23 protein-coding genes and 1 pseudogene are annotated in these 24932 nt (G+C 51.5%); 8 read left to right on the top strand and 16 right to left on the bottom strand.

Features of this window, described 5'->3' with window-relative positions:
• The first annotated feature begins 118 nt into the window (after positions 1-118).
• Entirely contained in the window at positions 119-829 is a 711-nt protein-coding gene (gene torR, locus K5621_RS14680) for a two-component system response regulator TorR (RefSeq protein WP_100144281.1), read from the top strand.
• On the opposite strand, the gene torT is transcribed toward torR, so the two are convergent.
• Positions 819-1928, bottom strand: a complete 1110-nt coding sequence (torT, locus tag K5621_RS14675) for a TMAO reductase system periplasmic protein TorT (RefSeq protein WP_221049614.1) — start codon at positions 1926-1928, stop codon at positions 819-821. The two genes, torR and torT, sit on opposite strands and share 11 nt — an antisense overlap.
• 126 nt (positions 1929-2054) lie before the next feature.
• Between torT and torS the strand changes: the two genes are divergently transcribed.
• Positions 2055-4928 carry a TMAO reductase system sensor histidine kinase/response regulator TorS gene (gene torS / locus K5621_RS14670; RefSeq protein ID WP_221049613.1) on the top strand — a complete coding sequence of 958 codons (2874 nt, stop codon included), beginning with the start codon at positions 2055-2057 and terminating at the stop codon, positions 4926-4928.
• Positions 4929-5109: 181 nt separating this feature from the next.
• On the opposite strand, the gene torD is transcribed toward torS, so the two are convergent.
• The 4 genes from torD to K5621_RS14650 form a co-directional block, all read right to left on the bottom strand.
• Positions 5110-5739 carry a molecular chaperone TorD gene (gene torD, locus K5621_RS14665; protein WP_100144287.1) on the bottom strand — a complete coding sequence of 210 codons (630 nt, stop codon included), beginning with the start codon at positions 5737-5739 and terminating at the stop codon, positions 5110-5112.
• A gap of 71 nt (positions 5740-5810) precedes the next feature.
• Positions 5811-8300: a trimethylamine-N-oxide reductase TorA gene (gene torA, locus K5621_RS14660; RefSeq protein ID WP_071475593.1), complete on the bottom strand. Its 2490-nt coding sequence runs from the start codon at positions 8298-8300 to the stop codon at positions 5811-5813.
• Between the two features lie 12 nt (positions 8301-8312).
• Positions 8313-9491: a pentaheme c-type cytochrome TorC gene (gene torC / locus K5621_RS14655; RefSeq protein ID WP_100144289.1), complete on the bottom strand. Its 1179-nt coding sequence runs from the start codon at positions 9489-9491 to the stop codon at positions 8313-8315.
• 18 nt (positions 9492-9509) lie between these two features.
• Entirely contained in the window at positions 9510-9662 is a 153-nt protein-coding gene (locus tag K5621_RS14650; protein ID WP_025009952.1) for a nitrate reductase, read from the bottom strand.
• 352 nt (positions 9663-10014) lie between these two features.
• On the opposite strand from K5621_RS14650, the gene K5621_RS14645 reads away from it, so the two are divergent.
• On the top strand, positions 10015-11370 hold the full coding sequence (locus K5621_RS14645; RefSeq protein ID WP_221049612.1) for an NCS2 family permease: 1356 nt from the start codon (positions 10015-10017) through the stop codon (positions 11368-11370).
• 181 nt (positions 11371-11551) lie between these two features.
• On the opposite strand, the gene K5621_RS14640 is transcribed toward K5621_RS14645, so the two are convergent.
• Positions 11552-12058 (bottom strand): GspH/FimT family pseudopilin, encoded by a 507-nt coding sequence (locus tag K5621_RS14640; RefSeq protein ID WP_221049611.1) that lies wholly within the window; start codon positions 12056-12058, stop codon positions 11552-11554.
• A gap of 94 nt (positions 12059-12152) precedes the next feature.
• Entirely contained in the window at positions 12153-12683 is a 531-nt protein-coding gene (locus K5621_RS14635) for a GspH/FimT family protein (RefSeq protein WP_221049610.1), read from the bottom strand.
• Positions 12684-13030: 347 nt separating this feature from the next.
• On the opposite strand from K5621_RS14635, the gene K5621_RS14630 reads away from it, so the two are divergent.
• Positions 13031-13369 carry a P-II family nitrogen regulator gene (locus K5621_RS14630; protein ID WP_221049609.1) on the top strand — a complete coding sequence of 113 codons (339 nt, stop codon included), beginning with the start codon at positions 13031-13033 and terminating at the stop codon, positions 13367-13369.
• 264 nt (positions 13370-13633) lie between these two features.
• Here the strand turns inward: K5621_RS14630 and K5621_RS14625 are convergent, their stop codons facing one another.
• Positions 13634-14131: a hypothetical protein gene (locus tag K5621_RS14625; protein ID WP_054744774.1), complete on the bottom strand. Its 498-nt coding sequence runs from the start codon at positions 14129-14131 to the stop codon at positions 13634-13636.
• 326 nt (positions 14132-14457) lie between these two features.
• On the opposite strand from K5621_RS14625, the gene K5621_RS14620 reads away from it, so the two are divergent.
• Both K5621_RS14620 and K5621_RS14615 read left to right on the top strand, forming a co-directional pair.
• Positions 14458-15533 (top strand): IS3 family transposase gene (locus tag K5621_RS14620; RefSeq protein ID WP_221049608.1). Its coding sequence is split into 2 segments (ribosomal slippage): positions 14458-14707 and positions 14707-15533, totalling 1077 coding nucleotides; the frame shifts between segments, so codons are not numbered across the junction.
• A gap of 44 nt (positions 15534-15577) precedes the next feature.
• Positions 15578-16066 (top strand): annotated as a pseudogene (locus tag K5621_RS14615) (IS630 family transposase); the annotation flags it as partial.
• Between the two features lie 92 nt (positions 16067-16158).
• On the opposite strand, the gene K5621_RS14610 reads toward K5621_RS14615, so the two are convergent.
• The 7 genes from K5621_RS14610 to K5621_RS14580 form a co-directional block, all read right to left on the bottom strand.
• Positions 16159-16620, bottom strand: coding sequence for a hypothetical protein (locus K5621_RS14610; RefSeq protein WP_221049607.1), 462 nt, complete (start codon positions 16618-16620; stop codon positions 16159-16161).
• Position 16621: 1 nt separating this feature from the next.
• Entirely contained in the window at positions 16622-17092 is a 471-nt protein-coding gene (locus K5621_RS14605; RefSeq protein ID WP_221049606.1) for a hypothetical protein, read from the bottom strand.
• Positions 17093-17100: 8 nt separating this feature from the next.
• The gene (locus K5621_RS14600; protein ID WP_221049605.1) at positions 17101-17760 is read right to left on the bottom strand and encodes a ParA family protein; all 660 of its coding nucleotides are present in this window, start codon (positions 17758-17760) and stop codon (positions 17101-17103) included.
• Between the two features lie 1684 nt (positions 17761-19444).
• Positions 19445-19606, bottom strand: coding sequence for a small highly charged protein (locus K5621_RS14595; RefSeq protein ID WP_100145030.1), 162 nt, complete (start codon positions 19604-19606; stop codon positions 19445-19447).
• Positions 19607-19769: 163 nt separating this feature from the next.
• A complete protein-coding gene (locus K5621_RS14590) occupies positions 19770-21086 on the bottom strand; it encodes an RsmB/NOP family class I SAM-dependent RNA methyltransferase (protein WP_245003089.1) in 1317 nt (438 codons plus the stop codon).
• Positions 21087-21232: 146 nt separating this feature from the next.
• Complete coding sequence (locus tag K5621_RS14585) at positions 21233-21904, bottom strand: glutathione S-transferase family protein (protein ID WP_100145034.1); 672 nt, start codon at positions 21902-21904, stop codon at positions 21233-21235.
• A 16-nt stretch (positions 21905-21920) separates the two neighbouring features.
• Positions 21921-22541, bottom strand: coding sequence for a glutathione S-transferase family protein (locus K5621_RS14580; RefSeq protein ID WP_100145036.1), 621 nt, complete (start codon positions 22539-22541; stop codon positions 21921-21923).
• Between the two features lie 185 nt (positions 22542-22726).
• Between K5621_RS14580 and K5621_RS14575 the strand changes: the two genes are divergently transcribed.
• On the top strand, positions 22727-23299 hold the full coding sequence (locus K5621_RS14575; protein WP_144218957.1) for a TetR/AcrR family transcriptional regulator: 573 nt from the start codon (positions 22727-22729) through the stop codon (positions 23297-23299).
• Between the two features lie 61 nt (positions 23300-23360).
• On the opposite strand, the gene K5621_RS14570 is transcribed toward K5621_RS14575, so the two are convergent.
• A complete protein-coding gene (locus K5621_RS14570) occupies positions 23361-24035 on the bottom strand; it encodes a DUF2461 domain-containing protein (protein ID WP_221049604.1) in 675 nt (224 codons plus the stop codon).
• Positions 24036-24333: 298 nt separating this feature from the next.
• Here K5621_RS14570 and K5621_RS14565 point away from each other — a divergent pair, with 298 nt between their 5' ends.
• Entirely contained in the window at positions 24334-24906 is a 573-nt protein-coding gene (locus K5621_RS14565) for a PhnA domain-containing protein (RefSeq protein ID WP_039034741.1), read from the top strand.
• The last annotated feature ends 26 nt before the right edge of the window (positions 24907-24932 follow it).

Here is a 24932-nt window from a genome sequence, read left to right as displayed (position 1 = left end):
ATTGTAGCCACAATAAGAAGCGCTTGACACCGGACTTAGGTCAAATATCTTTCGGCTACAGACAAAATGTAAAAAATTGTGAATAATGGCGCCTATCCCGGTCGGTAGGAATACAAGCATGGCATACCGTATATTGATAGTGGACGATGAGGCTATCATTCGGACTCGTTTAAAAGGCTATTTTGAAAAAGATGGCTACCAGGTGATGGAAGCCGCCGATGGTGAACAGATGTGGCAGCAGCTGCAACAACAGGCTGTTGATCTGGTGATGTTGGATATCAATATGCCAGGGGACGATGGTCTGATGCTGACTCGTGAGCTACGCAGTCGCTCAGATGTCGGCATTATTCTGGTGACAGGCCGCGATGAGGCAATAGATAAGATAGTCGGTCTGGAGATGGGCGCCGATGACTATGTCACCAAGCCGTTTGAGTTTCGCGAGCTCAGAGTCAGGGTCAAGAACCTACTCTGGCGCATCTCTCTGGTGAAGAAGGCGCAGCAGCAAACGGCAGAGCAACTGGCGCGTTCGGACGACAACCTCTATTTCGAGGGCTATCATCTGCAGCTCAACAGTCGCCGTTTGAGTCAGGACGGGCAGGCTATCAAGCTGACCAAGGCTGAGTTTGAACTCTTGGTGGCTTTCGCCCTGCACCCGCAGCAGGTACTCTCGAGAGAACGCTTGATGCAACAAACCAGCCACAGGGATCAGGATGTTAACGACCGCACCATAGATGTGATTATTCGGCGTCTGCGCAATAAACTGAGCCCGGAGCTATTTGTTACCGTGCATGGTGAAGGTTACCTGTTTGCCGCCGAAGTCAGTGATTGAGCGCTGAGGCCTTGGCTTCTACTCTATACACAGGGTAGAAATCCGCCGGGGCCAGGCTGTCATCCAGCTGCATGCTGTTGAGATTATCCGGGCGCAGCTGCAAAATCGCCGGGCCTATATCACCAAACGCCTTTTCCCCCTGTAATCGCCTGACCGCAAGATCGACCGCCAGTCGGCCCTGCAACACCACTCTGTCATCGTTGGCATAAGCGACCTTGTTGCGCTTGAGGCCACGCATGACATCCGGAGATAAGTAGCTGCTCACCAGCGCCATTTTATCCGTCATATTTCCCTGTCTCAGCGTGCCCATGGCGGCTTCAATCGCCACGGCACTGCCGAGTAAGGCTTGCGGCAGTGGCTGCTTATTTTGATTGAGCAACAGATTGAGCTGATCCCGGTAGAGATTGCGGTTGTTGTCGGCGTGCATCACCGCCACTATCTCTACGGTGCTGTCTTGCAGCGCCTGCCTGACGCCTTTTTCCACCAGATCGGTACCACCGCGGCCTTCAGGCCCCGCCAGCATTGCCAGACGTTGATATGGTGTGGATGCGAGAAATTGGCCTGTGAGATACCCCATCTGATACCAGTTGACTCCTATATGGGTTTGTACTCGGCTGTCTGCCAACTGGTTCACCAGTGCCAATACAGGTTTGGTCAGCTCAAGAGTCTGGTTCTCGAGTAGGTGAGGGCTGACGGCACCGAGCAAAATCGCATCGGCATCGCCATCGAGGCAGGATTTGAGTTGTGCTAACTGGGTCTGAGTGTTGCCATAGCCACCGGCTTCATGGAGTTCCAGCCCGAGCCCCAATACTTGGCTCTGTTTAGCTAAGCCATAATTAATCCCTATCCAGTAAGCATCTTTGAGGTGTGGTACCAAAGCACACAGTTTCCAGGGTTTATTGGCCTTGGTGAGCGGCGTGTGGGTTAGGGGGCTGGCCTGCTGGATTGCTTCGTTGAAAGGACTGCGTTGCTCAAGCTCCCAGGCTTCATAGGCCTGCGCAGGAGGAAGGCATAACCACAACAGCAATAGTGACCAGAGTTGCAGTGGTTTTTTGCCTACAGGCAACACAGCCTCGAACGTGGCAGCAAATTGGCTCATGGGGAAGATCCTGATATATGATGCAAGTATTCTATAAGCCTAAGGCTCTTGAGTGTACCATACCATGCCTGTGAACCGCTTGCGTCAGTCAACGCCGAAGCAGCATGGTATCAATAAGGATGACGAGTGAGACCTTTATCTTCATGGCTGAGCAGCCTGACCGGTCGTTTGATGCTGGCGTTTTGTTTGCTGGCGCTGTTGCTGTTATTGCTGGTGACTCTGGGCAACTTGAGTCTGCACTGGGTCAAGGGTGCCGACAGCTTTCTCTATGAGAAGGCCTTGCCCGCATCAGAAGCCGCGCGGCAGTTGTCGCAGTCGGCCACCTCGTTGGCGGAGAATGCCCAGCGTCTAGGCACAGTGGCCGATGAAAAACAGCGCCAATATTTGGGGCGCCGCCTGTCTCTTGAAAGTAACCGCATGCTGGCGGCAATTGCGACCCTGGAGCAGTTGGCAGTGCCGGATTCGGCCGAGCTGAAACAGGCGGCGGCTACCATCATCGCCGAGCTGACCTTGCTCGGCGAGCAGACGGGTGAGTTGCTAGAGCGCACTCAGGCGCTGAAACAGCAAGGGCTTTTACTGGTACAGGCCGCCAAGCAGGCCGATAATTTGCTGCGCTCAGAGCTGGCGGTGTTGGACTCTGTAATCATTGCCAAGCTGAGCCAAACTCCCGGGCCGGCGACTTTGGATGACATTATAGAGCTGGATCTCAGCAGCGCCGAGCAGCTCAACCGCGCTCTGAAATTGACCCACAAGATAGCCTTGCTCGGACAGATATTTGCTGCAGCCGATGCGCCGCAAGACTTGGTCGGCGCCATCAACCAGGCGCCGCTGGCCGATGATGCCCTGTCCCCGGGATTGCTCAAGCGTATTCCTGTAGCTGATTTGGTTCGGGATCCCGGTAGAGCCGAGGCGCTCGAGGCCGAATTTGCTCGTCTTGACCAGGTGACCGCTGGCCAACAACAGGCCGAAGCGATCTGGCAACTGCAACAACAACTGGAGCAGCGGCAACTGGTGATATCTGACAATCTCAAGTCGATGGAGCAAACCGTGGATGCCGCGCTCGAGGGGCAACAGCAACTGCTGAGTCTGGCTCGTCGCGACTATCTGGGGCAGCTCAATTGGGCCAGTGTCGGATTATCGGGCACTGGTGCCTTGATGTTACTGCTGATCCTGTTTGTCAGCTGGCAGGTGATCTACAAGGGCATTGCTCGGCGCTTGAGTGATGCCACCCGGGCGCTGAGTCGGCTGAGTCTTGGCGATACCGATGTCAGCATTCGTTCATACGGCGATGATGAACTCACCGCCATGGCCTCGGCGCTGGAGGCCTTCAAACAGAAAACGGCCCATAATCAAAAGCTGCAACAAGATTTGCAGCGCACCGCTGCCGAGTTGACCGAGCATAAATTGGCGTTGGAGCGGAAGGTGGCCGAACGAACCCGCGAGCTCGCCCAAACCAACGCCCAGCTGGAAGAAGCCAGTCAGGCCAAGTCGTTGTTTTTGGCTACCATGAGTCATGAAATACGCACGCCGCTTAACGGGCTGCTCGGCACCCTGAGTCTGTTGGGACAGGCGGAATTGCCGGTCAAGGCGCGGCAGATGCTGGCGTTGTCCCAGTACAGTGGCACCTTGCTGCAAACCGTGCTCAATGACATCCTCGACTTCTCCCGCCTGGAGCAGGGCAGTCTGCTCAATGAACCCAGGGCCGTGGAGTTGCCGGCGCTGCTCAACGAAGTGACCGCCATCATGTTGGCCGGAGCCAATCTTGCCGGACTTGAGCTCAGGTTATTAAAGCCGGAATTACCCGAATGGGTCTGGCTCGATGGGCCCAAGCTCAGACAAGTGCTGTTTAATCTATTGGGTAATGCCATCAAGTTTACCGCCAAGGGCAGTGTGACCCTGGAGGTCAGTATTGAAGATGCGCGCCTTCGCTTCAGTGTCACAGACACTGGGGTGGGCATTCGTCCCGAGGCCATGGCACGTCTGTTTACCCCCTATGCCACAGAGGCGACCCATGCCAGCGCCAGGGGGACTGGACTTGGGTTGAGTATTAGCCGCGATCTGGTGCTGCTGATGAATGAGTGTGATGATGCGGATAGCGGCGCCATCGAAGTCATCAGTACGCCGGGGCAGGGCAGCCGCTTCAGTTTCAGTGTGCCGCTTCAGCCCTGTGAACAGGGGGAGCAACAATCGAGTAGCTTGCCGCAGAGCGCCATTGCCAAACGGGTGTTGCTGGTGGAGGACAATAGAGTTAACGCCTTGGTGGCTCAGGGCTTTTTGGCGCACCTTGGACATGAGTCACTCTTGTGTGTCAGTTTGGCCGAAGCGCGGCAACTGCTGCATGATGACACAACTTCAGATCCATTCGATGCCGTGATGCTGGATTTACAGCTGAGTGATGGCTCCGGCAGCGAGCTGCTGCCGGAGCTCAGGCGACAGCTGGGCACCAAGGTGCCGATTGCCGCCTTTACCGCTCAGTTGCAGACTCAGGATATGGCAGATTACCAGGCCATGGGCTTTGATCTGGTGTTGGGGAAGCCCTTGGGATTACAGGCGCTGGCCAACTGGCTCGGTGTCGTCTCCGGTGCCAGGGCGAGCGATGAGCGCTCCAAGGAAGAGGACTCTCAAGCGCCGGATTGTCAGTCCTGGAATACGGACAACGTTCAATGGCTGGCGCTGGAGCAACTTGAACAGGACCTGCAGGTGCTCGGCAAGGCCACTTTGCTGGAGATGCGGCAGCAGTTTGTGGACAGCTGTGACGCGCAGCTGCAAGCTTTACAGGCGGCAGATGGGCAACGGGATATCATTGCTGCCAAGTTGCACGCACTCAAGGGCAGCAGTGGCAACATGGGGCTTGAAGCGCTGCATTTGCGCTGCGCCGCACTGGAGCAGGCCATCAAGGCTGGCAATCCTTTGAGCGACGAGGAACTCACCGAGCTGACAGATTGCGTAGCGGCATCATTGCAGGCGCTCGATAGCTGGCTGGAACAGCAATCAGACTAAGGCGCTTTTTAAGCACTGAAGACAGGAAGTGCAGCATTTAACGGCTGCTGAGGATATAGAAAGGGCGCCGCTCGATACTCGAGTTGGCGCCCTTTGACCCTTTGATCCTTTGATTAGGGGGGCCTGCATTACGTTTGATTCAGGCAAGCACTCGAGTCAGCGCCTGTCTAAATCGCCTCGCTCAGTGTGCTGCGGCGCCTTTCAACCACTCGGCATCGCTTTGAACAAAGGCCAGGGTCAGGCGCGCGAGCGCGGCATAAAAACCGCCGCGATCGCATTCGGTCACCCGCTGACAAAATGGCTCCAACCAACTGAGCAGACACTCTTGCAGATACTCCTGCTGTGTTGATGCCGAGGCGTTCAGACACAGATGAGCCTGATAGGCCAGAATCACCGCTAGGTGGTCTGCTGGTTCGGGGAAGTCACTGCTTTGTTGCAACTGACTTCGCTGCAAAAAGGCCAGCATCTGTTGATGCTGCTCACCAAACAGAGTGACTTCTTCATCCGCTTGCAGATAGAGGCCGGCATAGGGCGACGCGCTCTGTTTACTGCCCACCAGAAACAGCCCGCAGAAGTCTGCCGCCAGCTCCAGCAGCGCCTTGTCTCTGTCCTGCATCCAGGCGATGGATTGCAGCTTTTGCTCCATCAGCTTGGCTTCTTGCTTGAGGCTGGGCTCACTGCCCAGCTGTTGCCAAAAGGCCTTGCTCTCCGGTGCCGTCAGCTGGCTGAGGCGCTCGGCGTTCAACTCGCGGGCGAACAGCCCCGAGAGGAAGTTGTACAGCATGGCTCTGCCTTGATTTAACTGTTCCATTGGCTTACCTCAGTTATCAGCGATTAGTGATGGTGCGAATAAGTCATCGTGGGACTTGTTTGCACCTTCCCTTAGATTTTAACCTCAATCGGACCATCGAAGGAGGATACCTTGGGCGCCTTGCCGGTGAACTTTTCAAATTCCACCTGGCAAGTGTAGGCCGAGCAGGCCTGCGCCAGCTTGGAGGTACCTATATCCTGAGTCAGGGTATTGGGGTCACCATAGCTGCACAGGGCACCGATTTCGGCGCCGCCTTCGACGCTGCCATCTTTGCCGACCGGGCCATACCAGGCACCTTCATGGATCCGGATTACCCCTTTGGGGAAACGGCCGGAGACGACGGCACCGGCCAACAGTTGACCGCGGCCGTTGAACACCCGCACCAGATCGCCGTCTTTGATACCGCGGGCCCTGGCATCTTCTGGGTTGATATAAACCGGCTCACGCCCTTGCACCGTATAGGTTTCGCGATATTCCTTGGACTCACACATCTGTGAGTGCAGGCGCTTGTCCGGGTGGCAGGACTGCAGCCAAACCGGGTACTTATCGCTGCCTGGACCGCCGTGACTGCGCTCGGATTTTTCCATCCACACTGGGTGGCCTGGGCAGTCATCATAACCGAACTGGGCAATCTTACGGCTGAAGATTTCAATCAGGCCGGAAGGGGTTCCCAAGGGATTGATCTCAGGATCCTCACGGAAGTCGGCGTGTCTGACCCAGTTTTGCCCTTCACCGAAGTGCACATAACCCTGCTTCCAGAACTCGTTGAAGTCCGGCATGGCAAACTTGCCCTGGTTGGCGGCCTTACACTCGTTGTAGAGTTTTTCCAGCCATTCCATTTCGGTTAGCCCGCGGGTGTATTCCTTCTCTTTGCCGAGTATTTTGGCAAAGCGGGTGAATATCTCAAAGTCAGACAGACTTTCAAACAGCGGCTCAACCATCTTGTGCATCGCCAGAATACCGCGGCCGGCGTAGGCACCGTAGACATCGATATCGTTGCGCTCCATTGTGGTACAGGCGGGCAAGACTATATCGGAGAAGCGGCAGGTGGCGGTCCAGTTCACATCTATGGAGACCACGCATTCCAGCTTGCGGAACGCCTGCTTCATACGGTTTCTGTCCTGATGGTGGTTCCAAGGGTTGTTGCCCGAGAACACCATCATACGGATATCCGGATAGGTGACCTTGCTGCCGTTGGCATCAATAGTCTTGCCGGGTTCCAGAATGGCATCTATCCAGCGGGCGACCGGAATAGTGCTGCTGGCACCCTTGAAGTCGTTGTTGTCAAACAGTGGCTTTTGGCCTTCGTCCAGGTTGCGTGGGAAGGCGCCCGGTGCTGCGGCACCAGTGGCGGGTACGCCGATACCTGAGTAGTGGTGACCATAGCTGATACCACCGCCAGGCAGGCCTATCTGGCCTATCATGGTGGCCAGTACCGCCGCCATCCAGTAAGGCTGCTCACCGTGTTGCTGACGCTGAATACACCAGCCCATCATGATCTGGGTACGGCCCTTGGTCAGGGTGCGAGCCAGATCGCGGATGACTTCAGCCTTGACGCCACAGATGGCTTCGGCCCATTCCGGAGTCTTGGCGATGCCGTCTTTGTCGCCCAGGAGGTAGGGCAGGAACTCTTCAAAGCCCAGGCTATAGCCTTCGATAAATTTGGCATCATGCAGCTTGGCTGTGTACATCTCATGGGCAATACCCAACATCAAGGCCACGTCTGTTTGTGGGTTGACATACAGCTGCTCACAACCGAGATAGGCCTGGGTCTTGGTTTCGACCGGATCTATGCTGATCACCCGGATCTTACCGGCTTTGACCTTTTCCTTGAGCTGCGCCAGATAGGCGAAGGACTCGTGGGTTTCGGCGTTCCAGCCCACCTGCAGGTTTTTGTAAGGATCGTTGGACCAGAGCACTATGGTATCGCTGTGCTCGAGGATCAGCGGCCAGGAGGTGCCCTGAGCGTACACTTCGGTAGAGCCCAGCACATAAGGCATAATTGTTTGCCCGGCGCCGGTGGAGTAGTCGCCCACTTTCTTGACGAAGTTGCCGTGCATGGCAATGGCGCGCTGCATATGGCTGGTGCTTGAGTGCAGCTGTCCGGTGGCACGCCAACCGGTTTGTCCGGCGTGCAGGCCAGATGGGCCGTACTGGGTTTGAATGATATCCAGCGACTCTTTGAACAGAGTCAAGGCCTTGTCCCAGGTGACACGAACGAAACGGAAGTCGCCGCGTTCATGGGTATTGCTCTTGTGTCCCTTGAGCAGAAAGTCGAGCCGCACCATGGGGTAACGGATCCGTGATGGGTTATAGACCAAGCCACGGATGCCGCGGATCATGTCGGTGGGATACTTGTCGTATTCCAGTGGTTTGACTTCGGCAATAACCCCGTTGCGGCGCTTGATACGAAATGCGCCGAAGTGGGAGCCTGTGGTCAGCCAGGCGTCACCGTCATCCATCCCCTTGGCCAGCGCCGACAGGGGAGCGAGTACCGAACTGCTTCCGGCAACCACAACGGAAGTGGAGGCCAGGCCTTTTAAAAAGTCTCTTCTGTTCATAACGCCAACCTCTTAGTGCTCTTCTTTGCTGAAGGTGGAAGAATGTTGTTGCAGGTATTTCTGCACCAGTGCCTGAGTGTCCTGATCCATGTTGACGAAGGCCAACATCCCCTGGAACATGCCCGGCCAGGTGTTGGCATCAAAGTGATGCTCATCGGGCTGGGTGTGACAGACACTGCAGCTAGAGGCATAAGTGCTGCGGGCATAGCCCCAGAGTGGTGCCAGTTCGGTCAGCAGATAATCGCTGTCGGTCCAGATCTCGGCTTCCACACGCTGCCACTTGAGGCCAGTCATGGGATCTTCTTTCTCTTCAAAGGTCTTGATCACCCCGTCGGTTTCGGCAGCGGCCTTGGTCAATTGAGCCGAGAGGATATTGATACCGAAGTCCATGTAGATCACCCGGCCGGCACCTATCTTTTTACGCCAGCCATCGATGGCGATTTTGACGCGCTTGCCCTTGAGCTCCAACACCTTGATTTCGGTGGCCACGTTCAGAGTACCGGCTTCTTCCGCGCTCTTGTCATCCAGATACAGAGGCTTGGTCAAGGCGCTGAAATATTTGCCGCCCTGTTGCAGGGAAGTCTCACCCGAACCCACTTCGGCAATCAGTTCCGGGGCTCTGGCCGTGCCCATATCAGGCAGCTTGTGAGCTATGCCCTTGTGGCAATCGATACAGGACTGATCTTTCTCTGCCGCTTGTTTCATCTGTTTTTGCGCCAGGGCTGACATCTCGTCCCATTTCATTGACTTGTAGTCATGGCAGTTTTTACAGGCCTGGGAGTTGTCACGGGCAAAGCGTTTCCATTCACGGCTGGCCATTTCCAGACGCTTGGCTTCAAATTTTTCCGGAGTGTTGACCGTTTGGAACAGCCAGCCCCAGACATCGTGAGAGGCTTCCATCTTACGGGCTATCTTGCGGCTCCAGTCGTGGGGCACGTGGCAGTCTGGGCAGGTTGCCCGCACGCCGGAGTGATTCGACCAATGCACAGTTTGTTGCAGCTCTTGATAGGGATTGTTCTCCATCGAGTGGCAACTGATACAGAAGGCTTCGGTGTTGGTGGCTTCCAGCGCTGTGTTGAAGCCGCCCCAGAAGATAATGCCCATGATAAAGGCCGACAGGCTGATGGCGCCCAGGCTCAGGTACTTGGTCGGGCGATTGAGAGTACGCCAGATTGCTATTAACCGTTTCATCTATTCAATCCTCTTGTATCAGTGACTGGCTACGCCGCCGAGGGCCAGCATGATCCAGATGATCAGGCCATAGAGGCTGATACCTGTGATGGTCAGGGCCGGAAACAGCATGAAAATAATCAGGCCGTGGGCCATAAGTTCCTGTTTTTTGCTTGATGTGGACTCAGACATAGTGATTGCTCCAACGCAGCAGGGTTTGCTCGATGGGGCCACTATAGGGAAAGGATGTGAATGGCGATTGCGCTGCCAATGAATGGGATTTGAGAAAATATGAAAAGTTATGAACAACTGCATATTCAGGATGAGCCACAGATCCCGAAATCTTTTTAGCCGGGCGCGCCAATTTGCAGTATTATCCGCGACCAACAAAGGCTGCGTTGGACATCGTTTGACGATAATCCTTGGTGCCCACCACCTGCAGGTCACGTTTTGTTGTGGATCTCTCACCCGCCCAGCGGGGCTCTCACCTGCCGTAGCCGGCGTCATCTGACCCGAATAAAGAGATCAAAAAGGTAGAATAATTATGATGTCTTCAAAGACAAATACCGCTGTACCTACTACATCATCATGGCTGGAACGCTTCTTCAATATCAGCGCTCGTGGCAGCACTGTCCGCCAGGAAGTGATCGCCGGTTTGACCACGTTTCTTGCCATGGTTTACTCAGTTATCGTTGTCCCCTCCATGCTGGGAAAGGCCGGGTTTGATCCCGGTTCCGTGTTTATTGCCACCTGTCTGATTGCCGCCTTCGGCTCACTGCTGATGGGCCTGTGGGCCAATCTGCCGATGGCCATAGGCTGCGCCATCTCACTGACTGCGTTTACCGCCTTCAGTCTGGTGTTGGGGCAGGGCATGAGCCTGCCGGTCACCCTGGGGGCGATTTTCCTTATGGGTATCGTCTTTACCTTGGTGAGCGTTACCGGCGTTCGCCAGTGGGTGCTTGCTAACCTGCCCAAGGGGATTGCCCATGGAACAGGGATAGGTATCGGCCTGTTTCTGCTGCTGATTGCCACTAACAGTGTGCAACTGATTGTGGCCAATGATGCCGGTTTACCGGTCAAGCTCGGCGACATCCACAGCCTGCCGGTGATCGCCACTGTTGTGGGGCTGGCTGCCACTATCGGACTCGAGCGTCGCCGGGTGCCAGGCGGCATTTTATTGGTGATCATCGCTCTGTCAGTGTTTGGTTTGCTGTTTGACCCCAATGTGGAGTTCAAAGGCGTGTTTGCCATCCCTGATTTGGGCGCAGAAGGCTCTTTGATTGGCCAGCTGGATATCATGGGAGCCCTTAACCCTGTGGTGCTGCCGATAGTGCTGGCGCTGGTGATGACTGCCATCTTCGATGCCACAGGCACCATTAGAGCCGTGGCCGGACAAGCCAATCTGCTGGATAAGGACGACAACATCATAGGGGGCGGCAAGGCGCTGACCTCGGATTCTGTCAGCTCTATCTTCGCCGGTCTGGTGGGCGGCGCGCCTGCCGCCGTTTACATTGAATCGGCTGCCGGTACTGCTGCAGGTGGAAAAACAGGCCTGACGGCCACTGTGGTGGGGGTACTGTTCCTGCTGATGATCTTCCTGGCACCCCTGTCTTATTTGGTGCCTGCCTACGCCACGGCGCCAGCGCTCATGTATGTGGGACTGCTGATGTTGTCCAATGTCACCAAGCTGGACTTCGATGATAAGGTGGATGCCATGGCGGGACTGACCTGCGCCGTCTTCATCATACTCTCCTGCAACATAGTCACAGGCATTATGCTGGGGTTTGCGACCCTGGTTATCGGCCGTATCTGCAGCGGCGAGTGGCGTAAGCTCAAGCCAGGTGTGTTGGTTATCACCATAGGCCTGGTGGTGTTCTATATGGGCGGCTGGGCCATTTAACCCTTAGACCCTTATGGCTGGTGGCGGAAACTATCCCCCGCGAGAGTAAGCTTCATCGACTTAAACAAAGACCCCAGCCTAGGCTGGGGTCTTTGTTGTGAGCGCCGAGTCTTTCACCCCTGAGGCACACTTGGGTGCTAATGGCTAGCCGTCCTTGATAACTTGTCCGATACCGCAGCTGTTAGCTGCAGGCAAGCCCGTCGGCGCCGTATTTGATCATCCCTGAGCTGGAAACCGTCACACTTCTTGAGCCGCTGGCCTGTTTGGACGGGCAATAGATAAAGGTTACTTCGCCCGAGCTTGAGCTTAGGCCATCGGCACGAAAGCCGACATTACCGCCCTTGATGGCATCTTTACTATCGATGCCTTCCACGACTCGCAGCACTTTTTCATTGCCACTGGCCTTGGTATAAACCTTGAGACCATTGTTGAAGTTATCGGCGCAGCCATCGGCCTTTTGATAACCACAAACTTCCACTGCCATGCCGTAGCTGATGGCCTGATTGCGGGCAAAAGACAAGGCTTGTTCTATGCGGCTTATTTCCGATTTACTGCGATAGCTTTCATATAAGGAGGTGAGTGAAGGGACCCCTACCGACAGCAGTATGGCGGCAACGGCAATGGTGACCATGAGTTCGACCAAGGTAAAGCCGCGGGTTCTGGAACAGGAACAATCTGGTACAGCCATAATCGACTCTTCACGTGAATAGATACGCTTAAGTATAAGTGAATGAGTTGTTAATTACAGCTATCTTTGCAAATCTGGGAGATCGGCGGTTTATTCAAACACCATCAGTATTCTGACACTGGATGTTTTCATCCTGGGAGTGACGAACTCGCCCGGCCGAATTGATCACCAAGGCCCTGGATTGAGGGCTGTCTACCCGACCTGGGCAGTAGGTGAAGGTGGCATTGGTTCCTGTTGCCAATCCGTCTGGCAAAAAGCGTATCGCCTCCCGGTTGCACTTGAGTATGTCTTTACTATTAAAGGCCCCGGTTTGATATAAGAGTTTGTCATCTTCATCCAGGACATGGTTGCCGTTGCCATCACTGAAAACCGTTACCCCTTGCTGCCAGGCATCGGCTTCACAGCGGCCATCCTTGAGCGCGCAGACACTGACTCTGACACCATAACTGATGGCCTGATTGCGGGCAAATTGCAGCAGTTGTTGTACTTGTTTGATACCGGTTTTTGCACGATAACCTTCGTAGAGGGAGTTGAGCGAAGGCGCTCCGATGGCAACCAGTACCGCCAGCAATAGCAAGGCGATCATGAGTTCCAGTAGTGAAAAACCAAGCTGTAAATGACGCATAATCTCATCCTTGAGTGTCGGGCGGCCCGCATCCGGCGAACCTGAGTGTTGTCTTAGTTTAGTCGTGCTTAAAGCTTGTTTTGGGAGCATCCTTAGATGAGTTTGTACTAAATATTGCAGTTGCTTCCGCAAGGAATGAATAAGTCAACGGCATGGCTGAGTGCGGCTGCTGAATAGAGCCTTGGTTTTTTCATCTGAGCGGACAATCACTTCTTGCCCGCAGTATGTCGTGATAAGCTATTGCGATTGTATGCGAACAAGCAAAATAGCGAGCTATTTCTCCGGTCAAATTGACCTGGGAATGGTCATGAGTTGCGGAAGAATTCCAAGCCCTAAAGGAGTGCCTGATGAAGAAAGTGGAAGCCATAATCAAGCCGTTTAAACTGGACGATGTCCGTGAGGCGTTGGCTGAGATAGGAATAACCGGTATGACGGTTCTGGAAGTCAAAGGTTTTGGCCGCCAGAAGGGACATACAGAGTTGTACCGTGGTGCCGAGTATATGGTCGACTTTCTGCCCAAGGTGAAGATAGAGCTGGTTATTCAGGATGATCTGCTGGAACAGGCACTGGATGTGATTGTCGAAACCGCCCGTACCGGTAAAATCGGCGACGGCAAGATCTTTGTGACCGATATCGAACGTATTATTCGTATCCGTACCAGTGAAGAAAACGAAGAAGCGGTATAAAAACGAACGTAAAAAATGAGGTTCATTGCAGATTCGCGTGAACTGAAAATGAAAACGGTTGGAGAGTTATTGTTTAGTCGCCAAATAAAAATAATGACCCATTCCAACCGTTCTTGATGTCGAATATTACCTGCACTAGCTCAGACTTGTACTGACAGTGTAGTGGTCAAGATAATTGGCCACTACAAGCCAATCACACTCAGAACCAAAACCACCGAATGTTCCTGCGTCCGTTTTAGCAGTTTTTTATGTGTAAAACCACGATTATCGTAGTAAAGAAAAATATTTATCCAAGGTGATCTCTGCTACCCAACACTCCAGCGTACCTTCACAGGATAAACCTAATGGATTCAAAGGAGTACAGGCACTTTTGATAGGTACTAGAGAGTTTTCAATTTGATATTCAAAAGTGTAATATTCCGTTTTGTATATGAATTTATCCCCCAATAAACGACCATTCTCATCGTCGTGCCTCATAAAATAACGCGTAATTACGTGGACTTCCTCATCGTTCTCTTCAACTAATTGAGAAACAACATTGGCCATTCCTTCGTAACATTCAAATATTAATTCAGAGAACTTATATTCATTAAAAGTATCAGTCATATTGATAGGGCGAAAATATATATGAGGTCTAAGAATAACACCTTCATTAGAACTAAAAGCCACATTTAATCCACTATGAGGCACTTGTTCATATAAGCTTTTTTTAAGAATCAAATGTTGGTCGAAATATATAACCTCATATAAATCATCACTCATTTACACTACATCTCCTTAACTTGTTGGCAGATTCAAATCCACATATAAAAATCAAGCCACCCACTGTAAAACAATAACTTAATCTTCTTTCTGTCTGCGTTCAAGCACCAGTAGTGGATTTGAGCACCCGGAGGTAGAAAGATATCCGTGAGTTGCAGAAGTTTGATGAAATCGAACATATTTCATGCTTAAAAATCAAGCCACCCACTGTAAAACAATAACTTAATCTTCTTTCAGTCTGCGTTCAAGCACTGACCTTTCCCCCGAATTTAAGACCATGACATTGATGAGATTTCCAATACACTAGAGCCAATGGAGATCTCAACATGAAGAAACGTTACACCGAAGAACAAATCATCAAGGCCATCAAACAACATGAGGCAGGGGCAAAAGTCGATGACATTTGCCGTGAAATGGGCATATCCACGGGCACTTTCTATAACTGGCGCAGCAAGTATGCCGGGCTGGAAGTGAACGAAGCGAAGCGGCTGAGGGAGTTGGAAGCGGAGAACAACAAGCTCAAAAAGATGTTAGCCGACAAGATGCTGGAAGTCGAAGCAATGAAGGATGTGCTGTCAAAAAAGTGGTAACGCCAGCGGCCAAAAAGCCTGTTGTTCAACACCTGATTGAGGGATTCAGCCTAAGTGAGCGAGTAGCCTGTAAGCTGGCAGGGCTTAGCCGGACTGCATATCGCTATCAATCCAGGACAAAGCCAGACAATGGGCTCAGACAGCGACTGAAGGCGCTGGCGACGCAATATCCTCGCTACGGGTATCTGATGCTGCATGGTTTGCTCAGGGGTGAAGGCTGGGTCAAAAACCGCAAACAAACCTATCGGCTCTACACGGAGGAAGGCTTGCAGGTCAGGACGAAGAAACGCAAGAAGCTAACCCGGCCAAGGCAGCCTATGGAGGTGCCAACAGCCCCCAATCAACGTTGGTCGATGGACTTTGTGTCAGACCAACTCAGCAATGGTCGCCGCTTTCGGGTACTGAATGTCGTGGATGATTATTCGCGGGAAATGGTTGGTCAATTAGTCTCTGTGGCCATTAGTGGTAGGCAGGTCGCCAGATTCTTGGACCAATTGATGGAAGAGCGAGGCAAACCCAAGAAGGTTACTTGCGACAATGGGACAGAATTTACCAGCAAGGCAATGTTCTTCTGGAGTAAGGAAACGGGCGTCACACTGGGCTTTATCCAACCAGGAAAGCCGACGCAAAATGCCTTTGTGGAAAGCCTGAATGGCAAATTCAGGAATGAATGTCTGAATCAGCATTGGTTCAGAACCTTAGACGAAGCCAGATACGAAATCGAGCTATGGCGTGAACACTACAACCATGTTCGCCCTCATAGTTCACTGAACTATATGCCGCCTGTTGCGTATGCCAAGCAAGCAGCATAAGCTGGAAAATCTCATCAAGAGATTGGTACTAATCTCGGGGAAAGGTCAATCTCAATCCAAAAATCGGCGCAGATTGGATGCATAAAGGTCATCAAAAACGAGTGACAACGCCGGGACAGAATAGCAAACGATACTTGGCTGGTGCGCTACACACAGGAACGGGGAAAGTCAGTTATGTCGCCAGTTCCAGCAAAGATTCTATGCTATTTCTTTCAATGCTGAAATTGCTCAAAAGACGGTACAGGCGAGCCCAAACGATTACGCTCATTATCGATAACTACATCATCCACAAGAGTAAAAAGACTCAAGCTTGGCTCAAGCAAAACCCAAAGTTTATCTTGTTGTTTCAGCCGGTTTACTCACCTTGGGTCAACAAAATAGAGCAGTTGTGGTACGCACTACATGAAACCGTTACCCGAAACCATCAGTGCAAAAACATCTGGAAGTTGATGGAGCGGGTTAAGTATTTTATGGACCATGCTTCACCATTCCCTGGTGGTGGGCATGGTCTCATGAAAGTGGAGCACAATTAGGATCACTTATTTAGAGCCTTCACTCAGCTAATAATGGGTGTCTTTGTTGTTCCGCGAATCACTCTTAAACAGATTGTTAGCCGCTATTGCGTTTAAACAAAGAATCGACCCCAGTTAATTTCCCCACCTTCATGAGGAGGGATGTCACGCAGAGCCGACATATACCTTTCAGATTGGCTAAATATATCTCTTAAAGATAACAAATGAATAGTTGTGCGTTGTTCAGATAGTTGATTTTCTAAAAGACGAATAACACTTTCATCAAAGCCCACTCCAGAAACATAAATAGATACTTGTGGTTGAAGTCTAAGAATATCAGAATGTAAAATTTTTCCTTCATCAAGTGGGATTAGTCTAGATGAAAGTTTACTTTGAAAGTGGCCAACTAAATTATTACACTCTGAAAGTATTGCTCCATCTACAGAACCGTCTTTTCCGCCAGGTCCTGGTATAAATGACATATGTTTTGCCAGTGAACGACCTATCAATTGCTTCCTAGGAGAGGATGAGTGAATAATCCCATAAACCATCTGCTCTATATCATAAGGCTGCATATTAATACTCATCAGAATTGAACATAAGATCTAATGAAAGTTCTCTGCTCAATATATAAATACCTAAACCTGCTAAATATGAAGCAGCATCATCCTTTCCATAAGAAAAAATTGCTTCCAATGTTTCTTGAGATGGCTTAATTTTTACTTTAGCCTTTAAGGTCTCTTCATCATTTCGTTTAAAATCATCAACTCTTGGATGGTTATTTTCCATGTACCTATATGCACAGCAAATAACATGATTTAAATCAAATTTATTCTGAAACAACAATTCAAGTTGCTCAAGCGTTTCTTTATCGCCTTTTGTGATAAAGATCTCAAGCTTATTTTTACCAGAATATTTGGAAAGTAATGAACTTGCCTGTGTTTTTATATAGTACTTATCATTAGTGCTCGCTGTAGGCGCATTTCTAGGTTTTGGCACTTTTGGCACTTTTGGCAAAGGTGGAATTTTAGCTTTTTCATTAGTCATGTAAACACCTACCCCATAACAATTTTATGGTATAAACCATATAAATACTCATACCCAGCATAGTTCCAAGCAAAACTAAAGTCTCTATACACTGCATTACCGAATACTTCAGCTAAAGCTGGTATAGTATCGGATATTTCATAGTTAAGCTCAACATTCGGTATATACTTTCTAATTGTATCTTCATCTCCTCCCAATGGTATGATTTTTACTCTTGGGTTAACTCCAACAGCCCTCATTCTTGAAATAGTTTCCAATAGCGGGGCCAATTGGGCATGAGCACCAGCATCATCAAATCGTATTGGTATAAGAACTAAATCAGGATCAATTTCTGCAACGAGCTGATTCGTCACCGCGGGGTCAGGCGTGGTATCAACAACTAGATGACCATGGGGGATCTTTTGAATTTTTCTTATTCTTTTACTAAGCAAGTGACCCGTTATTGGTTCAGCAGGATAGAGTGTAATCAATGATAAGTTATTTGAAACTATATGCTCTTCATCAGAATATGGCCTCATGCCACCATTAAAGAAGCAATAACTTGTAACTTGTCGATCCCCATCTACTAGAAGTGTTTTTCCTTCAAGTGTGGATAAAACTCCTAGTGCATGTACTGCTGTTGTTGATTTACCAACCCCGCCTTTAAAATGTATACATAATATTTTCATATAATACTCATTGTAATTTTCACTAACACGTTGAATTTAACTTACGGCTAACAGCTGTATAGTGCGCATGCGCGTTTTAGTCCTCGGAGGAGTGTAAACGCGCATCGCTATCTGTTTGTATTAGCTGGATATAATTGAGTTTGGTCTTAATATCCCTTGCAGCTAAACGCGCATGCGCGGTTTCCAAACCTATTATCTACCAGCTGCATTCTTTAACATTATGAATTTAATGTTATTTTCTAAAATGTTACAGAAATAACGCGCAAACTTAGCTGTAAATTTCCGGCATTTTTCCTGGAACGGCAATAATACTGTATAGAAAATCAGTTATTAGGCGCTTGTCATAAGCGCTTCAAGTCGTACAACCAAGGGCTCTACAGCCCAGGCCCGACAAAAGCGTTAAGTAAGGCCATGGCTACCGCACGGGTGCAAACTCTGTTCGTCCCTGTATTCCGCTGACAACGGAAAAGTGTTGCTACTTCTGGCCTTAAGCTTAAGAAAGTGCTAAAGCCAAGCTATTGAATTAGTTATACAATAACCAGCTTTGAATGTGAAAACAATTAGCCAAAGGTCAAGTTTTGACAAAGGCAACAAAACCCTGATTTGGGTTGTTTTTGAAGCAGAATTGACTGGGTTTGAAACCCAAAACGACACGACTTTAAGCCGCAGGAACAGCGACTATCATAGCTTCCGGCCACGGTGTAGCCAATCACCTGCGGTGCGCCTTTCGCACAGGCGATCCTGTGACTCGGCGAGAGTTGCATAGCAACATGCTTTCGAGCGCGAACCAGGGATGGTGAGCTGGCCGTTAAACAGGGAAGTTGTTGTGAACCCGTCCATGTAGCCTCGACGAAAACGTCCCTGTTTTCGACGGTCACAGTTCCGCCTGTGCCTGGAAATGAGGTGTATGTCTGCGGATACTTCAGATATTTCAAGTTACCCAGTGCTAACAGAATTGCACCAATTCCCCCTCGGTGTCGCCGAAAGCCGTTGGCGCAAATAACGTGGCTGAGGCATGGATGCCGAAGCAGCGCCAGTCGAATCAGGGATGAGCGTCTGAAGCAGTAGTTATTTGCGCCATTAGGTCAAGGGGCTTTCGACACCGTGTGGGGGCGGCAAGGGAGATCCAAGAGGGGATTGCTGTTGATCCCCTCTTGGTCGGGTGTGGGGCGGCGAGTGTCGCATAGCGACATGCTTACGAGCGAGAGCCAGGGATGGCGAACTGGCCCTTGTGCATGGATGCACTTGCTCCACGACTTTAGGCCGCTGGCACAGCGGCTATCATGGCTTTAAGCCAAAACTCACCAATAAACTAGGTCTTAGCTTCTGGCTAAGCAGCCGCCAATCACCTGCGGTGCGCCTTTCGCACAGGCGATCCTGTGACATGGCGTGAATACGTCCATGTAGCCTCGACGAAAACGTCCCTGTTTTCGACGGTCACAGTTCCGCCTGTGCCTGGAAATGAGGTGTATGTTTGTAGAAATATAGGCAATTTTAAGCAACGTTATTTTTGCAGTATTGCACCAATACCCTCTTCGGAGCCGCCGCTGGCGTTGTTGCAAATTGGCGTAGCCTAGATAGGTGAGTCGGCGCAGTGCACAAATGGGGCTTATTCGCAGCTTCCTTATTCGCCCTTTCCTAAGCCCCTTTGTTTTTGATTGGTTTTCTTGAGATTAAGCCAAGATTATTTCCATTTATCTCTGAGAAACTCAGGCTCCATATATTCGTCCGGATAACGTCTCTTGCTGTCCCGGCGGCGTTGTTTGACCCGTTTGTTCTTTTGCTTGCCTCTGACATGATCTCCCCATGGAGTATCATCGTCGTCGAAATCATAGTGGTTTGACATGATCCATTTCCAATAACACAGTGCATATAGGTTGCACCGCTCCTTTTTACCTAAAGCGCCTGTCAAGCTAAAGTGAGAAATTTAGCGTCTCAAGGTAAAAATTATTGCATGTCTGTCCACGATTCCCTGTCTCGACTCCCTTCGGGTATTAACCTGACTCTTGCTAGCCTTGTTTATGAAAACGAACAACAAACATCCCATCGGCATTGGCTTCAAAGGGCCAAATCGTCAAATACTGCGTCTGTTCACCGTTGAATGGGTGGCTGAGCGTTTCCAGAGTAAACTCGGGCCGCTTGGCCAGGAAGGCATCGACCACCTGGCGGTTTTCGCTGTCCGCCAGTGAGCAGGTGGCGTAAACCAAAGTGCCACCTGGCTTGACTGCATCGCAGGCGCGGCTGAGTATGTCGAGCTGCAGCGTGGGTTTATCGCTGATGGCTTGGCTGTCATCCAACCAGCGCATGTCCGGATTTCGGCGCCAGGTGCCGGTGCAGCTGCAGGGGGCATCGACCAGCACGCCGTCAAAGGCTTCTCTGGCAACCGGCAGGGCATCGCTGCGCCAAGGCGCGACCTTGATGTTGAAACCGGCGCGTTTGGCGCGTTTTTCCAATTCATTGAGCGCTGCCGTGCGGATATCCGAGGCGGTAATAGTGCCAAAAACGCCTTTGGCGGCGCTATCTTGCTGCATCAGCGAGCTGAGTTGCAGGCTCTTGCCACCGGCGCCGGAGCAGGCGTCCCACCAGTTTTCGCCGGCTCTTGGGGCGCAAACCTGGCCTATGACCTGGGAGGCCAGATCCTGCACTTCAATAAAACCTTCTTTAAAGAGTCTGATTTCATTGAGATTGATACTCTTGCTGCCAAGGCTGATGGCGTCCTTGAAGACGGGGGCGGCGCTTGCATCGACTCCGGCGCTTCTGAGCTCGGCCAGGGCCTTGGACAGCGGCATATTTTGCACCCTGGCCCAGATAGGCGGGCGGCTGCAAAGCGCGTCTATCAGCAGCTCTTCCCGGGCCTCTGGCAGCGGCGCCACGGCATGCCAGAACCAGTCCGGTGCTAGGTCTCTTGCCAAGACATGTCGGCCAGAGACCTTGGATACCAATTCGGCGGCGGCTTTGGGGGCCAGAGCCTGCTCAGGCAGGGCGAATGACTTGCCTGCTTGTTGCTGCCAGGCACAGATAATGTCCGTCCAAGGGTGGGTTTCTATCGCCGCCGCCAATGCCAGGCGCTGGAACCACAGGCTTTGCTCATCGCCATTCTCAAGCTGTTGCAACCAACCCCACCAACGAAATAGGGCAAACAGGGTCTCTCGAATGACTCTTCTGTCCTTGGAGCCGTGTTTCTTGTTGCTGCGGAAATAGTTCGCCAGCACCCGATCGGCACTCTGGCGACTGTCGAGGATTTCGGTGAACAGTGTGTTGATGGTGTTGGCATAACTGGCGGCACGTTTTTGGGCCGGAGTCAGTGAAGGGCTTGGCGCGGTCAAAGGTTTCTCTGCATCAAGTGTGGATAGCAATGGCGCCAATATTAACAGAAGTGCCGCGGCCTGTCCCCGGCACCTTGTTTGCTAATGGTTGCTAATGGTTGCTAATGGTTGCTACTGCTTACTAATGCTTACTACACGACTCAGACTTAACGGGTAACCATTTGCGCTATCTGTTTGGCCCTGTCTTCATCACTCAACTGGTCTCTGGACTCCGGGGTGACTATGCCTTTTTGACAGGCCGGGCGCAGAGCCAGCGTATCGAGCCAACGTTGCAGGTGAGGCAGACCTTGAATATCTATGCCGCTCCAGTCGTAGATCCGCACCCAGGGCCAGGTGGCCATATCGGCTATGCTGTATTCATCACCGGCCAGATAGGCATGTTTGGCCAACTGATTATCCATCACCTCAAACAGGCGCCGGCCCTCGTTTTGATAACGCTCTATCGCGGCCGGGATCTTCTCCGGAAAATAGCGGTAGAACACATTGGCTTGTCCCATCATGGGGCCTACGCCGCCCATCTGGAACATCAGCCATTGAATGACCTGGGAGCGCTTCTTGGCATCAACAGGTAAGAATTTCCCCGTTTTTTCAGCTAAGTAAAGCAGGATGGCACCGGATTCAAACACCACGAAATCATTGTTGTCCCTGTCTATGATGGCCGGGATCCGGCCGTTGGGATTGATGGCTAAAAATTCTGGCTGTTTCTGTTCATTGGCACTGAGATCCAGATGGTGTACCCGGTAGGGCAAGCCCATCTCTTCCAGGGCAATACTGATTTTAAAGCCGTTGGGGGTGGCGGCGGTATAGAGTTCAATCATGTGTGTCTCCTAGATTTTATCCTTGCTTTGGCTGGCTCATTGCCGGGCGTTGTCCGGTTTGCTCATACCAGCTCTGCAGCACAGGGAAAGGCTGCAGTGAAATCTGCAGATTTTTGATGAATCCCAATAAGATATAGGCGGTGATATCGGCAATGGAGTAGTTGTCACCGGCCAGATAGGGGGATTCACTCAGGCGCTGCTCCAGCAGAGGCAGGAAAGATTCCAGACGCTTGCGGGATTCTTCGCCCCAGGCTTGAATGCAGGTTTCCCGGTCGCTGTAGATGCCGCTGATATTGCGAAATGCCTGAAAGGCAGGTAACAACCCCTGCAGTTCAACGATGCGCTGCCACATCTCCACCTTTGCTCGCTCCAGCGGCGTGTTGCCAAAGAGCTTGAGCTCGGTAGGGAACAACTCGTCGAGATAACGACAGATGGCCACAGACTCGCACAGATAACTGCCATCATCCAGCTCCAGCAGCGGAATGCGGCCATTGAGACTCTTGGCCTTGAATTCGGCCGAGAGATTTTCTCCGCCGCGAAGATCGACGTTTACCCGCTCGATATCTATGCCTTTCTCCGCCATGAAAATACTGACTCTGCGGGCACTTGGGGTGGGTCCGAGTTCATACAGCTTCATCTATCTTTCTCCATCTGTCTTGGGTCGTTTAGTTATTTTTCCTGGTTTGGTTTCAGGAAAATGTATTCAAATCTTTTTCGGAACGATCGTTTAGGTTAGACTTTAGGGGATATCAGAACGATCAGTCAAGAATTAATTTGGCTAAATATACAGCACGTCATTCGCTGGAAACGCTTGGGAGCAGTATGGCAAGAAGTTGCAATTTTGACCGGCAAGATAAGCTGAAATTGGCAATGGAGCTCTTTTGGCAAAAGGGTTATGCCGCCACCTCAGTGGCGGATCTGGTCGAGCATCTGGGGATCAACAGATTCAGTCTCTATAACACCTATGGCGACAAGCTGAATCTGTACCGGGAGGCGCTGCGTCTGTATCTGCAGCAAAACTCTTTACCATCGCTCGACAGCCTGCGCGCCGAAGGCGCAGGGTTACAGCAGGTAATTGATTATCTTGAGCAGTTTGTGGCCCTGCAGCGAGAGCAAAAATACGGCTGTTTCCTGCAAAATGCGCTGCTGGAGATGAGCCTGGAGGATGCTGTCGTACAGCAAGAGAGTCGGCACTTGTTTGACTCCATCAAGGAGGCGTTTGCCAAGGCACTGACCCACGCCAGAGAGTGCGGCGAGCTTAACAGCGACAATACCGAGGCGCTCGCGGCCTGGTTATTGCTGCAACTGCAGGGGATTCGGGTGCTCGGCAAGGCCGGTTTGCATCAGGAGTTGCAGCAGGCGCTGAGCGTGATGCGCGCTCAGCTTGGACGTTGAACCAGATTCTACCTGGGCGGTTTAAGCCCAGGTACGGCAATCAATAATCCAGTGACAGACATCAATAATCCAAGTCCAGCGCAAAGCACAGATAGCGCATCAACGCCTGGGTGTGTTGGAACTCACTGGCACAGAAGTCGACAAAATCGCTGCGACAAATCTGCTCTTTTGTCAGCATTTTAAGCGCCACAAAGTCTTTGCGTTTCAATTCGTTTATCAATGGGTGGCTTTTATCGAACCCCTTGGGTGGTCGCACCAGGCTGTCACCGTCCATCGTAAACCCATGGCGCCGTAATTCCTCCAACGCCTTACTGTAGGCGCGTGGGTTGTCGTCGATACATTGTCTGATGGCGCCGAGCACCTTGGATTCGGGGCGCCAGATCCCGGCAGCGATAAAGCAACCATCGTTGGCCAGATGCAGATACAACCCGGGAGCGTGAACATCCTTACCCTGAAAATGGCGAAACTGGATCCCGACATTGAGCTTGTAGGGCGACTTGTCGTGACCAAAGCGAGTGTCCCGCTGTGGCCGCATCAAACTGCCTCCGACCTTCTTGGCGATCGCCGTCAATCTGGGAGACAAGGCCTGAATAGGCTGCTGCATCTGTTCAATAAATGTCAGTGCCGGCCCCCTGAGCAGGGTTTCATACTCATCCTGATGTTGCTTGAACCAGGCCCTGTCGTTGTTGTTTTCCAGCCGGGTCAGAAAGGCAAAACCTTGTTCGCTGAAGCTCATCTTTGTTCTCCATTTTCTTCACGGCGATATCTCAAGTGAAAGCCGATGGTGAGTCAAGCGCTGTAATATGTATGCCCATAACTGTGCGGGAATATTGACCGTATCTTGAGGGGCAGGTTGAGGTTTTATTATCAATGAATTGAATGAGGTAAAGCGATTCTTGGGTGATTTTTTCACTGAACTGTTGGCGCGGATTTTGATAAATGCTCAATTTTTTGTGTTTTTGTGAGCTGTAATTCTGATTTGGCGCCGATTTTGCAGCATAATGTGTGCTTTGCCTGAACGAAGAATATTAGTAATGACTTCAGAAACTGAACTGCAAAGCCGCTGTGGCGGGAAATGTGAACTCTGTGGAGCCGAAGGCGCTCTGTCTGTCTATGATCTGCCTCACTCGGGTGATCGCACCGATAGCGACATTATGATCTGCGCTACCTGTGAAGGCCAGATTACCGCTCCGGACACCATGGATGTTAACCACTGGCGTTGCCTGAACGACAGTATGTGGAGTCAGGTTCCTGCCGTGCAGGTCATGGCTTATCGCATGCTCAAGCGTCTCAATGGCGAGAGTTGGGCTCAGGATCTGCTGGATATGCTTTATCTGGAAGACGATCTCAAAGCTTGGGGCGATGCCGAGTCTTTGGCGGCCGAGAGCGATGATTCGGCGCCGACACTGGACAGCAATGGCACTCAGTTGGCCGCCGGTGATAGCGTGGTGATCATTAAAGATCTCAACGTGAAGGGCACCAGCTTTGTGGCCAAGCGTGGTACAGCCGTGCGTAACATTGCTCTGACCAACAACCCTGAGCATATCGAAGGTCGGGTCAATGGCACCCGCATCGTTATCCTGAGCTGTTATGTGAAGAAATCATAAGGGGAGTAATTCGCCTCTTTACTGAT

The sequence above is a fragment of the Shewanella carassii genome, from assembly GCF_019670705.1.
Lineage (GTDB): Bacteria > Pseudomonadota > Gammaproteobacteria > Enterobacterales > Shewanellaceae > Shewanella > Shewanella carassii.
Note: the sequence above shows the minus strand (reverse complement) of the source record. Positions and strands in the feature narration are given on the sequence as shown.

Excerpts from the sequence above, each read along its gene's own strand:
- K5621_RS14625 (WP_054744774.1), bottom strand. The coding sequence starts at position 14,131 with ATGAGTGATGATTTATATGAGGTTATATATTTCGACCAACATTTGATT.
- K5621_RS14635 (WP_221049610.1), bottom strand. The coding sequence starts at position 12,683 with ATGCGTCATTTACAGCTTGGTTTTTCACTACTGGAACTCATGATCGCC.
- K5621_RS14605 (WP_221049606.1), bottom strand. The coding sequence starts at position 17,092 with ATGACTAATGAAAAAGCTAAAATTCCACCTTTGCCAAAAGTGCCAAAA.
- K5621_RS14645 (WP_221049612.1), top strand. The coding sequence starts at position 10,015 with ATGATGTCTTCAAAGACAAATACCGCTGTACCTACTACATCATCATGG.
- torC (WP_100144289.1), bottom strand. The coding sequence starts at position 9,491 with ATGAAACGGTTAATAGCAATCTGGCGTACTCTCAATCGCCCGACCAAG.
- K5621_RS14640 (WP_221049611.1), bottom strand. The coding sequence starts at position 12,058 with ATGGCTGTACCAGATTGTTCCTGTTCCAGAACCCGCGGCTTTACCTTG.
- K5621_RS14580 (WP_100145036.1), bottom strand. The coding sequence starts at position 22,541 with ATGAAGCTGTATGAACTCGGACCCACCCCAAGTGCCCGCAGAGTCAGT.
- K5621_RS14630 (WP_221049609.1), top strand. The coding sequence starts at position 13,031 with ATGAAGAAAGTGGAAGCCATAATCAAGCCGTTTAAACTGGACGATGTC.
- torA (WP_071475593.1), bottom strand. The coding sequence starts at position 8,300 with ATGAACAGAAGAGACTTTTTAAAAGGCCTGGCCTCCACTTCCGTTGTG.
- K5621_RS14600 (WP_221049605.1), bottom strand. The coding sequence starts at position 17,760 with ATGAAAATATTATGTATACATTTTAAAGGCGGGGTTGGTAAATCAACA.
- torT (WP_221049614.1), bottom strand. The coding sequence starts at position 1,928 with ATGAGCCAATTTGCTGCCACGTTCGAGGCTGTGTTGCCTGTAGGCAAA.
- torD (WP_100144287.1), bottom strand. The coding sequence starts at position 5,739 with ATGGAACAGTTAAATCAAGGCAGAGCCATGCTGTACAACTTCCTCTCG.
- K5621_RS14570 (WP_221049604.1), bottom strand. The coding sequence starts at position 24,035 with ATGAGCTTCAGCGAACAAGGTTTTGCCTTTCTGACCCGGCTGGAAAAC.
- K5621_RS14610 (WP_221049607.1), bottom strand. The coding sequence starts at position 16,620 with ATGCAGCCTTATGATATAGAGCAGATGGTTTATGGGATTATTCACTCA.
- K5621_RS14565 (WP_039034741.1), top strand. The coding sequence starts at position 24,334 with ATGACTTCAGAAACTGAACTGCAAAGCCGCTGTGGCGGGAAATGTGAA.
- K5621_RS14575 (WP_144218957.1), top strand. The coding sequence starts at position 22,727 with ATGGCAAGAAGTTGCAATTTTGACCGGCAAGATAAGCTGAAATTGGCA.
- K5621_RS14585 (WP_100145034.1), bottom strand. The coding sequence starts at position 21,904 with ATGATTGAACTCTATACCGCCGCCACCCCCAACGGCTTTAAAATCAGT.
- torR (WP_100144281.1), top strand. The coding sequence starts at position 119 with ATGGCATACCGTATATTGATAGTGGACGATGAGGCTATCATTCGGACT.
- K5621_RS14595 (WP_100145030.1), bottom strand. The coding sequence starts at position 19,606 with ATGTCAAACCACTATGATTTCGACGACGATGATACTCCATGGGGAGAT.
- K5621_RS14650 (WP_025009952.1), bottom strand. The coding sequence starts at position 9,662 with ATGTCTGAGTCCACATCAAGCAAAAAACAGGAACTTATGGCCCACGGC.